This is a genomic window from uncultured Anaerococcus sp., assembly GCF_963510575.1.
Lineage (GTDB): Bacteria > Bacillota > Clostridia > Tissierellales > Peptoniphilaceae > Anaerococcus.
In genome coordinates this window covers 25,709-39,127 of record NZ_CAUPFR010000007.1, presented here as the reverse complement: position 1 = coordinate 39,127, position 13,419 = coordinate 25,709, and the positions used below count along the sequence as shown (strand labels likewise).

Sequence of the window (13,419 nt, the reverse complement as noted above, 5' to 3'; positions counted from 1 at the left end):
GACCTACGAAGCAACTAGTGATTTACCAGAAATAACTGTCCACATGACAGGATCTCAAACAGGTATTGACCTATATTCTTATGCAGTTCAATTTTTGGGCAATCCTTATGTTTTCGGTGGTGAAGACCTTTATAATGGTATCGACTGCTCAGGTTTTACCATGAGGGTCTACCAAACAATTGGAATTGGCCTTCCACACTTTGCTCAAAGCCAGCAAAGATATGGTATAGAAGTACCATTTGGCCAAGAAAAGGCTGGAGACTTGGTATTTTTCGGAACAAGCTTGTATAATATCACCCACGTTGGTATAGCTGACGGCTACGGCAATATGGTCCACGCCTCAAGCCCAAGAGTCGGAATAATTATAAGCCCAATCAGAAACCCAATCTCAATTAAAAGAATAGTAAACTAAAAAAATTGCTGAACTCGGGAATTCCGAGTCAGCAATTTTTTATTGGTTATTTGAATTATTATTGTCTTTATTAAATACGCTAATTATTGAATTTACAATATCTTTTAGGAAATTAATCACCTTATCCAAAAGGCCGGAGTCCTTAGCGTCTTTGGCGATTTTTTCAAAATTTTCCTTATTATCTTTAGCAAATTTATCTATGGAGTCTTTATTTTCTTCATAAAATTTACCAGCCTTGCCACCTATGTCTTTGGCAAGCTTAAATAGATTGTCCCTTACTTCTGTGTTGGTGATGCCTGATAGGTCTTGGTAGGACTTAAAATAAGTTATCAAGCTCTTTAAATTTTCATTTGAGAGGACATCTTTCATATCAACATTTTCTAATGCATTTAAAACAAAAACTAAAATCTCATCATCTGGTGCAGTTTGACCATTTTTTTCCTTATAATCAGCCAATTTTTCCTTTACTTCAATGACTGCCCTATCTAGCTTTTTGCTGTCAAAATTAGGGTTGGATTCATTTTGTTTTGAAACTTCGATTACAGTTTTTAATTCCTTTTGGGCTGTTTTTGTCCTTTGTGGGTCGAGATTTTCTCCGTGGAGTTCTTCTGACTTGTAGACTCCTACTAGAGCAGATTCTCCTGTAACAGGTTTGGGACTTGCTACAAAAATCTCAGCATCACTTAGGCCAGCAGTTATGGCTGCGTTTGTGTATTGAGCCTCGGTGATTTGGTTAATATTGCCAGGAGTTTTTATCATTACTTTGATTCCTGACCCTTTTTTAAGCCTTTTTACGACTATAGATGAAATCATATTTGAATCACTAGTTCCATAGCCTAAATATTTTTCTAGGTCGGCCCCATTTACAGTTGCCACATTAAAATCTTCTGAATTTATCTCTATAGCATTGTCAACAATTTTTCTTTGTTGGGCATTTAGGGCAGCTCCGTAAATCACGTCGTCCTTATCCTTATCAAAACTTGCCCCATAGGCAATATTTGATAAAAGAATAGAAAAACTTAAGACTAGGCCAAAAATTTTCTTTTTCATTTTATTTTAGACCTTCTATTTTTTCTACGATTGGTTTTAGGAGATCATTTTTAATCTCAGTGGCCTTTCCCGCATCGATTTTAGAGGCAATACTTGGGTCAATTGGAAGTTTTACTAAGGTATCTACACCGTATTTTTCTGCAACCTTTTCTATATTAGATTTCCCGAAAATAGCGTGTTTGCTTCCACAATCTGGGCATTCATAATAAGACATATTTTCAACTATGCCTATGATATTTTTGCCCATCATCTTTGCCATTTTTAAGGATTTTTCTACAACCATTTCCACAAGACCCTGAGGTGTTGCCACAGCCACCACTCCGTCAATTGGAAGGGATTGGAAAACTGTTAGTGGCACGTCTGCAGTTCCAGGAGGCATATCTACTACAAGGTAGTCAATCTTACCCCAATCTACATCTGTATAAAACTGCTTAATAACACTTGTAACTATTGAGGCTCTCCAGACAACTGGGTCTGTTTTTTTAGGGATAATCATATTTGTAGAAATAATTTTTATGCCATTATCAGCTATAGCTGGCATCATAACACCTTCGGCTGTGCCCCTTACTGGTTCGTTTATACCAAAGGCTTCCGCTATTGAAGGGCCGGTAATATCTGCATCAAAAATTCCTACTTCATAGCCCTTGTTCTTTAGGTTTACCGCAAGCTGGCTTGCTATAGAAGATTTTCCTACTCCCCCCTTACCACTCATAACGGCAATAATCTTGCCAATTTTAGTGCCTGGACGGGTTTTTATTTTAAATTTATCGAAATTCATTTTTTTATTTTCCATATGTACTCCTTATCTATAATTTTTCAAATAGAAAAAAGCATATTACTATGCTTTCTTTCTTAATTATATGATACTTGCGATAAATTTCCATTAAAATTCTTGTAAGAAGATATTATATCTAAAATTTTCTTAGAAATCTATTTTCATATCCCCATCCTTGATCAAATTCTTTTTTCTCATAAATTCGTAAATCACTAAGGATAGGACAGCTGGTAGGATAATTTGTATAATTATCACCTTTATAAATAAACTTGTAAAATTCTCGCCTGCCATAGCTTGGAAGGTGCCGATTTGTCCAACTAAGCCACTTGTTCCCATACCTGCCCCAAGGGGAATATTTTTCATCTTTAAAATCATAGTTGAAACTGGACCAAGGATGGCAGATGCGAGGGTTGGTGGGACCCATATCCAAGGATTTTTGATTGTGTTTGGTACTTGAAACATAGATGTACCAAGGCCTTGGGCGAATAGGCCCTCAATCCCATTATCCCTAAAGGAAATAACTGCAAAACCAACCATCTGGCAACAACAACCTACAGTAGCAGCCCCTGCCGCAAGACCAGATAGGGAAAGCATCATGCAAATAGCAGCAGATGATATAGGTAGGGTTAGGGCAACACCTACTAATACGGCAATAATTATCCCCATGAAAAATGGTTGCATTTCAGTTGCCCTTACGATGAAATTTCCGACCATGGTCATAAAGCTTGCAACATATGGGCCAATCACATCTCCTAACACCACTCCAACAAGAATGGTAACAAGGGGAGTTACAATTATATCAAGTTTTGTTGTCTTTGATACAAGTTTGCCAAACTCTACAGCCAAGACACTTGCTACATAGACTCCAACTGGTCCCCCAAGTTCATAGGCTCCAATACCTACAATAGTGTTGGCAAATAAAACTAATTTTGGCGCATCTAAGCTATAGGCAATAGCAGTAGCTATGGCAGCACCAGCTGCAGAACTTGCCAAAGGCCAAATTCTTTCAGTAAAGTAAGATATTTCAAAAACTTTACCCACCGAATTAATTATTGTCCCTATTAAGAGCGACGCAAACAAACCAAAGGCCATAGCCCCCAAGGCATCAATAAAATAAACTCTAGGATCTAGGCTAACTCCTTTTTTCTTTAAAAATTCTTTCATAATTCCCTCTCATTAAATTAATAATCTATTTAATGATACCACAAAAATTATTATCTGTATATACACAAGGAAATTATTCTAATAAATATTTTCTTTCTCTAAGAATTTCTAAGGCCTTCTCCATGTCAATAGAATTTTGGGCAATTAAGGTATGGTAGTGGATACCAGATGTAAGTTTTAAGAGAGGAGCATCGTTTTTTAGGTTTTTCAAAAATATCCTGACCCCATTTCTTGAAGAAATATCAAGATTTTTTCTAATTGTCCCATAGACCTTATGGATTATAAAGACATCCTTGATGGTAATATTTCTGTCAACTAAGATATTTAGCTCATCTCCTATGGCTTTTTTGTCGTGTTTGACCCTTACAACCATCTCGCAAAGGCCCTTGTCTTTTATCTTATATCCCCTATTAGTGGATACAATTTCTACTCCTTCTGCCTTTAGAATACCAATATCCTTAACTATAACCTGCCTTGATAGGCCAAACATATCAGCCAAGTCCTTGCCCGATACAGGCCCACCTGATTTTTGTAAAATTTTAATAATCTCTATTCTTCTTTCATGCACGTCCATACCTATACTTTACTCCAAAATTTATCAACTTTTTAAATTATTTTATCACTTTCCCTTGACAAGGCATCAAATCTGGTGTAATATAATCGAAAGACGAAGAAGAGACGAGTAACTAAAGAAATAGATTAAAGAGAGTCCCGGTTGGTGTGAGGGGATATTGAAAGCTTTAGCGAATAAAGACTTGGAGTCTTTCCGGGGATTAGATCCGGGAACGAGTTTTGCACGTTATAGCAAAGGAGTATGATTGTACTTTTAGAGGTGTATTTTGTGAAAAATACATGAATTAAGGTGGTAACGCGATTTTCGCCCTTATTATCCAATATGGATAATAAGGGCTTTTTTAATTCTACAATCAAATATATTTTAAGAAAGGAATGTTATGAAAAGACTTGTTAATTTATTACTTGCTATTATTCTCTTATTTCCAGTCGGAAATACATACGCAAGTGAAGACGTACTTAGGGTTGGTATGGAGGTTAATTACGCACCTTACAACTTCTCAGAGACAGATGATTCAAATGGAGGCGTGCCTGTAGCTAATTCACCAGGTGAATACGCAAACGGCTACGATGTGAGATTTGCAAAAAATATTGCAGATAAGCTCGGCAAAAAACTAGAAATCTATAAAATCGAATGGGATGGACTTATTCCTGCCCTTACAAGTGGCAAGATTGACGCTATCCTTGCAGGTATGAGCCCAACAGATGAAAGACGCCAGCAAATCGACTTTTCCCTCCCATACTACAGGGCAAAGATGGTTGTAGTTGTGCCAAAAAATTCAAAATATATAAATGCTAAGTCAATAAACGACTTTAAGGGAGCAAAGATTACAGGCCAGCTTGGTACCTTCCACGCAGACATGGTTGACCAAATGGAAGGCGTAGATAAACAAGAACCTATGGATTCCTTCCCAACTATGATCGCAGCTACCAATGCAGGTACACTTGATGGTTATATTTCTGAAGAAGCTGGTGCAGAATCTGCTATATCTTCAAATCCAAACCTCACCTATATAAAGTTTGACGATGCGCATAACTTTAAGACTTCTGATTCTGATACAACTATTGCAGTAGGTCTTGTAAAAGGCTCTCCAATGACAGAAGAAATTAATAATTACTTGAAAGAACTAGACATAGACAAGGTTCAAGATGAAATCATGACCGAAATGGTAGCCATAACTACCAAAGATGAAGCACCAAAAACTTTTATCACAGAAGTTAAGGAAATTTGGGGCAAGTATTCTTCCCTCTTCCTAAAAGGTGTTGTAAATACCTTATTTATAGCAATTTTATCAACCATCTTAGGTTTTATAATCGGCCTACTTGTAGCTATTATTAGAAGAATAGATGTAAATAAGAAGACAAATCCAATCGGATTTTACTTCCACAAACTAGTAAATATCTTGCTTTCAGTTTATGTAGAAGTTTTCAGAGGAACCCCAATGATGGTTCAATCCGTAATCATTTTCTACGGCTTAAAGCAATATTTCGACATTGACCTATCAACTATGTTTGCAGCGATTTTAATCGTTTCAATCAACACTGGTGCCTACCTTTCAGAGGTTGTCCGTGGTGGTATAAATGCAGTAGATAGCGGACAATTTGAGGCTTGTAAGGCTATAGGTCTTACCAACTGGCAGTCAATGACTGGTATCATCCTTCCACAAACCATTAGGACTATCCTTCCTTCCCTAGGAAATGAGTTTGTTATTAATATCAAGGATACATCAGTTCTTAACGTAATCTCTGTTACAGAATTATTCTTCATGTCTAAGTCTGTTGCAGGATCAACCTACCAATATTTCCCAACCTACCTAATCACAGCAGTAATTTACCTAGTTCTAACCTTTACTATTACTAGACTATTATTACTATTTGAAAGAAGATTTAGCGATAGGGACTTTATCTTAGAATCATCAACAGGAGCGATAAATGTTAATACTCAAAGTAAATAATTTAGAAAAAAAATTCGGGGACAACCTAGTCCTAAAAGATATAAATATGGAAGTTGAAAAGGGCGAAGTAGTTACAATCATAGGCTCATCAGGTTCTGGTAAGTCTACCCTCCTTCGCTGCCTAAACCTACTAGAAGAACCAACTGGCGGAGAAATCATCTATGAAGGCGATAACATCTTAGACCATTCCTTTGACAGGAGAAAATACAGATCTAAGGTAGGCATGGTTTTCCAAAACTTTAACCTCTTTGCCAACAAAAACATCCTAGAAAATTGTATGGTTGGCCAGGAAAAAGTCCTTGGCAGATCCAAGGAAGAAGCCAAGGCTACTGCCATGAAATATTTGGAATCTGTAGGCATGGCTCAATATGTAAATGCTAAACCAAGCCAAATTTCAGGTGGCCAACAGCAAAGAGTAGCCATTGCCCGTGCCCTTTGCATGGACCCAGATGTCCTTTTATTCGATGAGCCTACTTCCGCTCTTGACCCAGAAACAGTTGGCGAAGTTCTAGAAGTTATGACCAAACTCGCTAGATCTGGTATGACCATGGTTGTCGTAACTCACGAAATGGACTTCGCAAGAGATGTATCTGATAGGGTACTTTTCATGGATAAGGGTATAATCTTAGAAAGCAGTTCTGCTAAAGATATGTTTGAAAACCCTAAACATGAAAGGACACAAGAATTCTTAAAGAGATTCTTAAACAACTAATGACTAATATTACAAATTTAAAAATAGGAAATTTTCTAAATCCAACCTATAAAAAAATTTTAATAGAAAAAATAAAAGTAGATAAGCAGGGAATTTTCCTCGCTTATCTACTTTTTGTTGAAATTTTTAGCTTATTTATGAAAATTGGAGGCTACAATGAATAACACCCTCATTCTCATGTTCCTAAACCTCATAGGCAAGCTCTTTTCTTTTTTTAGAGAAATGGTCTTTTCCTACTTTTATGGGACAGGAGCGATTACAGATGCCTTTAATACATCAACCACAGCAGCAACCTTGATTTTTTCAGTCATCACCTACGCCCTATCAAAGACTTATATTCCTACTTTTTCAAAAATAAGTAAGGAAAAGGGCGAAGCAGAGGGAGATGTCTTTACCAATAAATTATTAAATTTTTCCCTATTTTTGTGCACAAGTATCATGATTCTAGGCCTTGCCTTTGCACCTTTTATAGTAAAAATGTTCGCCATGGGCTACGATGGAGAAAAACTCAAAATCTCTTCTCTTTTCATGAGAGCAGTAATTTTGACCATGTACCCAAATATTTATGCAGCTATTTTTTCATCCTACCTCCAAATCAAGGGTGATTTCATAACCCCAGCCCTTCCCCTCCTTATCTTAAATATTATTTTGGGAATCACAGTTGTAATTTCAAAGGGAAATATTTATATAATGGCAGGAGGGATTTTCCTAGCCTACTTTGTCCAATATATAGTTTTTCCGACAAAGGTTCGCCAAGCTGGTTTTAAGAGAAAAATAGGCAAATTTGAAATTGTTGATGATATAAAAACCCTAATCAAATTATCAATTCCTACCATTTTCTCCATGGCAGCTGTTTATATTTCTACCATTGTTGACCAGTCTTTTGCATCTATTGTTGCCAATGACGGGGGTGTGTCAATCATAAACTATTCTTTAAAAATCCTAAGGATAGTTTCATCAACCTTTATAGTGCCCTTTCAAATCACAGCCTATCCCCTAATAGGAAAGCTCGCTGCCGAAGGCAATTTCGAAGAGGTAAAAAATATCACCTCAAAGACCCTAGTTAAGATTATGGTTTTATTTATCCCATCCTTGGTGGGCCTCATGGTCCTATCAAGGCCGATAATTTCCTTTGTCTATATGCGTGGGGCCTTTGGCTATGATGATATGGTAAGGACAGCTGATGTGCTATTTTATTACACAATCTACCTCATAGGCCCAGCTGTTGCCGACCTTTTGTACTTGTCATTTTTCTCAGTACAAAATACCAAAATCCCAACCCTCATCTCCTTTGCCCAGCTATGTGTAAATGTATTTTTAGACTATGCCCTAAGTGGCAAGTACGGTTTGGTAGGTCTTGCCCTCGCTACAACTATCAGCCAATTTGTCCTTGTAGGTCTAGCTATAATCATGTATAGAAAATATTTTGGCAAATTAAACCACGCCTATATCTTTAAAAATATTGGTAAAATCTCAATCGGAGGACTTGCCCTTGGACTTGTGGCAAATTATATTTACAAGCTAAGGCCATCAAACACCTGGCTTTTGGTAACAATCCTTAGTGGAGCTATAGTTTACCTAGCCATAATATTTGCTCTAAAAGTAGACGGTGTGGATGAATTAAAAGACAAGTTTTTAAAGAAAATAAAAAGATAAGAAAATTATAAAAATAATTACAAACGCCTAGTACTTGATTAAATACTAGGCGTTTTGTTTTTTAATTTGGTTTTGAATTTGATCTTAAATTTGGTCTTTAATTTATTTTTGAAAAAATATCTCGATGAAAATACACAAAATCCCAGAACAAAGACGACTATAGAGACCTCTCGTCGCTCCGCTCACTCGAGGTGGGTTTCCTTCATGTCTACTTTAGGAAATATACTGTTCTAATCGTCCAATTAGTACCTCGACGGAACTTAAAAGATAAGTAACCATCTCGAACAAAATGAGACATCTCCATCGTTGTCTACATAGTGGGTTCTGTCAGTTTATCGTTGTTATCTAATTCTCATCCTTCATCAATTCCAAGGTAACTTGGAATGCTTTGTAGAAACTAGATATTGGCAAGAATTCTTTGTTGGAGTGGAAGTTATGGGCACCTGTGAAGTAATTTGGGGTGAAAATCCCTACTGTTGATAGGTAAGACCCATCAGTACCACCACGCATAGGGATTATTTTAGGCTCTATTTCGAGTCGTTTAAAAATTTCCCTTAGCCTTTCTACTGCTATCTTATTTTCTTCATTCATGGAGTCAGCTATATTGGCATAAACATCTTTTATTTCAATTTCAATTTCAGCTTTTTTATACCTTTCTTTAATGATTTCAGTAATTTTATATAGATAGTCCTTGCTTGCTTCAAATTTTTCCCTGCTGTGGTTTCTTATGTTAAGCTCTAGGCTTAAATTCAAAACATCAGAATTTATATCTGTAACCCAAATATAGCCTTCCCTATTTTCAGTATTTTCTGGCATCTTTGCCCTGTCAAGCATGGCTATAAAGTCGTGGGCTATCATAATTGGATTTACTAAATTTCCCTTAGAAGACATTGGATGAGCAGGAACGCCTTTTATTTTTAATCTCCCACTTGCTGCGTTGAAGGTTTCGTAAATTAATTCTCCAAGCTCGCAACAATCTATAGTATAGGCATAATCTACCTTAAACTTGTCAAAATCAATCTTTCTTGAACCCCTAAGTCCAATTTCCTCATCAGGAACAAAGGCTATATATATTTCAGCATGGTCTATATTTGGATTTTCTTTTAAATACCAAAGAGCTGTCATTATATTTGCTATAGCTGCCTTGTTGTCAGCTCCTAGGACAGAAGACCCATCTGTAAAAATTATGTCATCACCGATGTAAGAAAGGACTTCGGGATTATCCTTGGTAGAAAAAACCACATCTCTCCTTAAGTTTATATCCTTGCCGTCATAGGCTTTTATAATTTGTGGGTGGATTTCATCAGAAAGACCAACATCCACTGTATCTAAATGGGCAACCCAACCTAGAGCTTTTGTCTTTTCTCCTCTTTTTGGAAGCCTTGCTTGAACTACCCCATACTTATTTATACTTATATCGACAAGACCAAGGTCTTTTAGATCTGCTGCGAGTTTTTCACCTAAGACTAACTGACCCTTAGATGAAGGAATTTCTTGGTTTTTATCGTTAGACTGACTTGGAATCGCAAGGTATTTCAAAAAATTTTCTACTAATTTATCTTTAATTAATTTCTCATTCATAATCTTCCCCTATTAATAATTGTATAATTTTGGCAGGATATAAATCCTGCTTGATCTTATTCTTTTCTACAATTATAACAAATAATCCAAGTCTAAAAAAGAAAATTTATATAATTCGTTTAAAAATATAAGGTTCTGAACTTAAAAAACTTATCCCCATTAATGGAAATAAGTTTTTATGAAACCTAAATTCTAAGACTTTTTAAAATTTTTACTTATTTAGGCTATTGATACAATCCACAAATTTTTTGGCTATATTTTGTGGTCTTGTAATAGCTCCACCTACAACTACTGTGAATGCTCCTAGTTCTAGGACTCTTTTTGCCTTTTCTGGCTGGTCTATATTGCCTTCGGCTATGACTGGGTGGTCACAACTTTCTATTATTTCCTTAAGGATTTTAAAATCATCAGCGTCAATTTTATCATCCTTGGATTGGGGAGTGTAGCCTACAAGGGTTGTCCCTATATAGTCAAAGCCAAGTTTATCAGCCCTAACAGCTTCTTCTAGGGTTGAACAATCTGCCATTAGTTTTATATTCGGATATTTTTCCCTAATTTCCTTATAAAAATCTTCTATACCTTCGTTTTTAGGTCTTTTTGAGTTGGTGGCATCTGTTGCTATTATTTCTGCCCCCACCCCTACCAAGTCATCTATTTCTTTCATGGTTGGGGTAATGTAAACTTGGCTATTTTCAAAATCTTTTTTGATTATCCCTATAACTGGCAGGTCAATATTTTTCTTAATTTCCCTTATGTCATTTACTGTATTTGCCCTGATACCAACAGCCCCTGCCATCTTTGCAGCAAGAGCCATCCTCCCCATGATAAAAGATGAGTGGAGGGGTTCGTCATCTAGGGCTTGGCAAGAAACTATTAGTCCATTTTTTAGTTGTTCATTAATTTCCATCGTCCTTCTCCTTTATTAGCTGAAGCATTTCATTAACTGATTTCATGTAAATTTCACCGGATGTGAGCCTCTTATCATATAGTTTTTTAAAGAGGATGTCAAGCATAATCATAGCTGGGAATTGGGGAGATATTATATTTGAATATTCCAGATTCTGCTTGTGGGCTAAGAGCATTACATAATCAAAAGTTTCTGCCCATTTACTTTTGTCATTTGATACAAATAAGACAGTTTTAACCCCCAGTTCTGCTGCCTTTCTGAGTCCTTCTATCACTTCTATGGATTTTCCAGAATAGGATATGCCAATAACCATGTAATCTTTCTTTAGCCTTACAGAGTTTAACAAGATTTTATGTGTATCTGTCACAGCTTCCGCATCAAGACCTAGCCTAATTAGCCTTGTGGAAAATTCGTTTGCCAAGTTGCCAGAAGAACCCACCCCGTATACATATATCCTTTTTGAATTTAATATTTCTTCAACTAACTTATCGTAATCTTCATAGAGATAAAGGTTATAAGACTTTAGGAGGATTTCCCTATAGGTATCAAAAATCGGACTGCCAAGTTCTTTTTTCTTGGCAAAGCTAATCTTTCTGGATGTTTTATACATATAGACAAATTCCCTATATCCTGACAAATCAAGTTTTTTGGCAAAACGTGTTAGGGCTGCTTCTGATGTATATAGTTTTTTTGAAACTGCCTTTGAAGTAAGGTCACAATCCTCAGTATCCAAGAAATATTGGGCTATTATTTTTTCTACTTCTGTTAATTCTTCATATTTTGCCTCAATTAGTGGCAAGATTGACTTAAAATTCTCATTCATTGGTGTTTTGCCTATAAATTGCGTAAGCTCCGTAAAGACCCGACTTGTTGCCAAGTTCTGTTGGTCTTATCCTTGTAGATTCAAAAATATCTTCAGGAACATAAGACTTAATCTTTTCTATAATTGGGTCTAGGAATTTCTCTTTTTGTTCACTAATACCTCCTCCAATTAAAATCATTTCTGGATTTGCTATTAGCATTATATTTGAAATCCCTCTTGCCAAAATATCTGTCATCTGATTTACAAGTTTGATTGCATCTTCATCTTGGGCATCTATTGCAGTAAAGATTTCCTTGCCATTTTTGAAATTTTTTTCTGGGTGGAATTTTTTCGCCCTTGCTACTAGAGCACTGGTAGATCCAAGAGCCTCAAACTTATCTGTTTCAAATGGCATATAGCCTATTTCTCCAGCATGGCCACTTGCTCCCCTATGGATTTTGCCGTCAATGATTAGGGCCCCACCTATGCCTGTGCCTACAGTTAAAACAAAGGCTGAAGTAGCTCCCTTACCTGCTCCGTAGGTCAATTCGCCCATGGCTGCTGCCTTCACATCATTTTCAACCACAGCTTCTAAACCTAGTTCTTTTTTTATTTCACTTTTCCAATCAAAACCCTTATAATTTTTAAAAGTCGGACCGTGGCCAGCTATAATCCCTGTCTTATAATCAACCATGCCGGCTGTGGAAATAGCTATCCCTTCGATTTCATATTCATTTTCTAATTTTCTTACAAGATCAAAAACATCATCTTTAATGCTTGGAGCATTACTTCCTGCCTTGGAGGGGAAATTTTCAAGGTTTTTTTCAAAATTTTCGCCCTTTAGCATGGCCTTTATTTCTGTCCCACCTATATCTAAACACAAAACTGCCATCAGCTCTTGCCTCTCAACATATCTATCACACGAATATTTTCCATTTTGTACTTATCTGCCAAGTCAACAAGACCCTTAGCAAGTCTCTTTTGATCTTCCTCATAGAAATTTATAAATGGTTTTCTAGCGTAACCAGCATTTATGCCAGCTTCCCTTAGGACAGCCTTGATGCCAGCAACCATATTGCCACCTTCAACAATGTAAGAAATAATCCTTACCGCATCTTTTTGTAATTTGTAAGCCCTTTCTACTTCTTTGTTTTTTATGGCTTCATCTATCCTTATAAATAAGTCTGGGATTAGGTTATAGAATGAACCAACAATCCCATCTACACCGATAAGGAGGTTTGAACTAGCTAATTCATCAGCTCCACCGTAGACCATAAAATCTTCTCCACAAGATTCTTTTATGGCTGGAATTTGGTAGATATCTGTATTTGTATACTTGACTCCCTGGATATTTTCTATTTGAGATAGGTCTTTAATCATTTCAGCACTCATCATACCTGCAAGGGGCACGTTGTAAATTATCATTGGTAGGTCAACAGCCTCTGCTAGGTCCTTGTAATAATTGAAAATTTGCTTGCTATTAAAGTGCCAATAAAATGGTGGCACGGATGAAATGGCTGTTGCTCCTGCTTCTTTGGCAGCCTTACCAAGGTCTATAGTTTTCTTTGTACCTATATCTCCAACGTGGACAACAACTGGCACCTTATCTCCAGCTACTTCCATAACTGCCTTTACGCTTTCAATTCTTTCTTCCGAATTCATTAAGAAACCTTCACCAGTAGACCCTGTTAGGTAAAGTCCCTTGATATCAAATTCTAATAAAAATTTGATAAAGTCTTTAGTTGCTTTTATGTCTAAGTTTTCATCCTTGTCAAATATTGAAAGGGCAGCTGGAATAACTCCCTTAAAGTCTTTTATGGTAAATTTCATCT

At 36.5% G+C, this 13,419-nt stretch carries 14 protein-coding genes and 1 other annotated feature; of the genes, 5 read left to right on the top strand and 9 right to left on the bottom strand.

The features are described from left to right. The coding region (locus RQ907_RS01465) for a C40 family peptidase (protein ID WP_311491633.1) at nucleotides 1-412 on the top strand (412 nt) is incomplete at its 5' end. Between the two features lie 39 nt (nucleotides 413-451). On the opposite strand, the gene RQ907_RS01460 is transcribed toward RQ907_RS01465, so the two are convergent. From RQ907_RS01460 to RQ907_RS01445, 4 genes are all read right to left on the bottom strand, one after another. Next, nucleotides 452-1,462 carry a DUF1002 domain-containing protein gene (locus RQ907_RS01460; protein WP_311491632.1) on the bottom strand — a complete coding sequence of 337 codons (1,011 nt, stop codon included), beginning with the start codon at nucleotides 1,460-1,462 and terminating at the stop codon, nucleotides 452-454. A 1-nt stretch (nucleotide 1,463) separates the two neighbouring features. Beyond that, nucleotides 1,464-2,255: an Mrp/NBP35 family ATP-binding protein gene (locus RQ907_RS01455; RefSeq protein WP_311491631.1), complete on the bottom strand. Its 792-nt coding sequence runs from the start codon at nucleotides 2,253-2,255 to the stop codon at nucleotides 1,464-1,466. 129 nt (nucleotides 2,256-2,384) lie between these two features. Continuing rightward, on the bottom strand, nucleotides 2,385-3,401 hold the full coding sequence (locus RQ907_RS01450) for a PTS sugar transporter subunit IIC (protein WP_311491630.1): 1,017 nt from the start codon (nucleotides 3,399-3,401) through the stop codon (nucleotides 2,385-2,387). Between the two features lie 73 nt (nucleotides 3,402-3,474). Next, nucleotides 3,475-3,975: a transcription repressor NadR gene (locus RQ907_RS01445; RefSeq protein ID WP_311491629.1), complete on the bottom strand. Its 501-nt coding sequence runs from the start codon at nucleotides 3,973-3,975 to the stop codon at nucleotides 3,475-3,477. 87 nt (nucleotides 3,976-4,062) lie between these two features. Then, nucleotides 4,063-4,289: a binding site (T-box leader), on the top strand. A gap of 65 nt (nucleotides 4,290-4,354) precedes the next feature. On the opposite strand from RQ907_RS01445, the gene RQ907_RS01440 reads away from it, so the two are divergent. The 4 genes from RQ907_RS01440 to murJ are packed head-to-tail and all read left to right on the top strand — an operon-like array spanning nucleotide 4,355 to nucleotide 8,297. Further along, on the top strand, nucleotides 4,355-5,929 hold the full coding sequence (locus RQ907_RS01440; RefSeq protein WP_311491628.1) for an ABC transporter substrate-binding protein/permease: 1,575 nt from the start codon (nucleotides 4,355-4,357) through the stop codon (nucleotides 5,927-5,929). After that, nucleotides 5,907-6,641, top strand: coding sequence for an amino acid ABC transporter ATP-binding protein (locus RQ907_RS01435; protein WP_311491627.1), 735 nt, complete (start codon nucleotides 5,907-5,909; stop codon nucleotides 6,639-6,641). The genes RQ907_RS01440 and RQ907_RS01435 overlap by 23 nt, the downstream gene beginning before the upstream one ends. Beyond that, a complete protein-coding gene (locus RQ907_RS01430) occupies nucleotides 6,641-6,805 on the top strand; it encodes a hypothetical protein (protein ID WP_311491626.1) in 165 nt (54 codons plus the stop codon). Before RQ907_RS01435 ends, RQ907_RS01430 begins: the two co-directional genes overlap by 1 nt. Further along, nucleotides 6,798-8,297, top strand: a complete 1,500-nt coding sequence (gene murJ / locus RQ907_RS01425) for a murein biosynthesis integral membrane protein MurJ (RefSeq protein WP_311491625.1) — start codon at nucleotides 6,798-6,800, stop codon at nucleotides 8,295-8,297. The genes RQ907_RS01430 and murJ overlap by 8 nt, the downstream gene beginning before the upstream one ends. 345 nt (nucleotides 8,298-8,642) lie before the next feature. Here murJ and pepT read toward each other — a convergent pair whose 3' ends face one another. The 5 genes from pepT to RQ907_RS01400 form a co-directional block, all read right to left on the bottom strand. After that, complete coding sequence (pepT, locus tag RQ907_RS01420; RefSeq protein ID WP_311491624.1) at nucleotides 8,643-9,878, bottom strand: peptidase T; 1,236 nt, start codon at nucleotides 9,876-9,878, stop codon at nucleotides 8,643-8,645. 211 nt (nucleotides 9,879-10,089) lie between these two features. Beyond that, entirely contained in the window at nucleotides 10,090-10,785 is a 696-nt protein-coding gene (locus RQ907_RS01415) for an N-acetylmannosamine-6-phosphate 2-epimerase (RefSeq protein WP_311491623.1), read from the bottom strand. Beyond that, nucleotides 10,775-11,608 (bottom strand): MurR/RpiR family transcriptional regulator, encoded by an 834-nt coding sequence (locus tag RQ907_RS01410; protein WP_311491622.1) that lies wholly within the window; start codon nucleotides 11,606-11,608, stop codon nucleotides 10,775-10,777. Before RQ907_RS01410 ends, RQ907_RS01415 begins: the two co-directional genes overlap by 11 nt. Then, entirely contained in the window at nucleotides 11,601-12,479 is an 879-nt protein-coding gene (locus tag RQ907_RS01405; RefSeq protein WP_311491621.1) for an ROK family protein, read from the bottom strand. The genes RQ907_RS01410 and RQ907_RS01405 overlap by 8 nt, the downstream gene beginning before the upstream one ends. Continuing rightward, nucleotides 12,479-13,417: a dihydrodipicolinate synthase family protein gene (locus RQ907_RS01400; protein ID WP_311491620.1), complete on the bottom strand. Its 939-nt coding sequence runs from the start codon at nucleotides 13,415-13,417 to the stop codon at nucleotides 12,479-12,481. The genes RQ907_RS01405 and RQ907_RS01400 overlap by 1 nt, the downstream gene beginning before the upstream one ends. Between the last annotated feature and the right edge of the window lie 2 nt (nucleotides 13,418-13,419).

What these genes read in the sequence shown, in the direction of transcription:
- RQ907_RS01460 (WP_311491632.1), bottom strand. Translation starts at nt 1,462, where the DNA reads ATGAAAAAGAAAATTTTTGGCCTAGTCTTAAGTTTTTCTATTCTTTTA.
- RQ907_RS01455 (WP_311491631.1), bottom strand. Translation starts at nt 2,255, where the DNA reads ATGGAAAATAAAAAAATGAATTTCGATAAATTTAAAATAAAAACCCGT.
- RQ907_RS01450 (WP_311491630.1), bottom strand. Translation starts at nt 3,401, where the DNA reads ATGAAAGAATTTTTAAAGAAAAAAGGAGTTAGCCTAGATCCTAGAGTT.
- RQ907_RS01445 (WP_311491629.1), bottom strand. Translation starts at nt 3,975, where the DNA reads ATGGACGTGCATGAAAGAAGAATAGAGATTATTAAAATTTTACAAAAA.
- RQ907_RS01440 (WP_311491628.1), top strand. Translation starts at nt 4,355, where the DNA reads ATGAAAAGACTTGTTAATTTATTACTTGCTATTATTCTCTTATTTCCA.
- RQ907_RS01435 (WP_311491627.1), top strand. Translation starts at nt 5,907, where the DNA reads ATGTTAATACTCAAAGTAAATAATTTAGAAAAAAAATTCGGGGACAAC.
- RQ907_RS01430 (WP_311491626.1), top strand. Translation starts at nt 6,641, where the DNA reads ATGACTAATATTACAAATTTAAAAATAGGAAATTTTCTAAATCCAACC.
- murJ (WP_311491625.1), top strand. Translation starts at nt 6,798, where the DNA reads ATGAATAACACCCTCATTCTCATGTTCCTAAACCTCATAGGCAAGCTC.
- pepT (WP_311491624.1), bottom strand. Translation starts at nt 9,878, where the DNA reads ATGAATGAGAAATTAATTAAAGATAAATTAGTAGAAAATTTTTTGAAA.
- RQ907_RS01415 (WP_311491623.1), bottom strand. Translation starts at nt 10,785, where the DNA reads ATGGAAATTAATGAACAACTAAAAAATGGACTAATAGTTTCTTGCCAA.
- RQ907_RS01410 (WP_311491622.1), bottom strand. Translation starts at nt 11,608, where the DNA reads ATGAATGAGAATTTTAAGTCAATCTTGCCACTAATTGAGGCAAAATAT.
- RQ907_RS01405 (WP_311491621.1), bottom strand. Translation starts at nt 12,479, where the DNA reads ATGGCAGTTTTGTGTTTAGATATAGGTGGGACAGAAATAAAGGCCATG.
- RQ907_RS01400 (WP_311491620.1), bottom strand. Translation starts at nt 13,417, where the DNA reads ATGAAATTTACCATAAAAGACTTTAAGGGAGTTATTCCAGCTGCCCTT.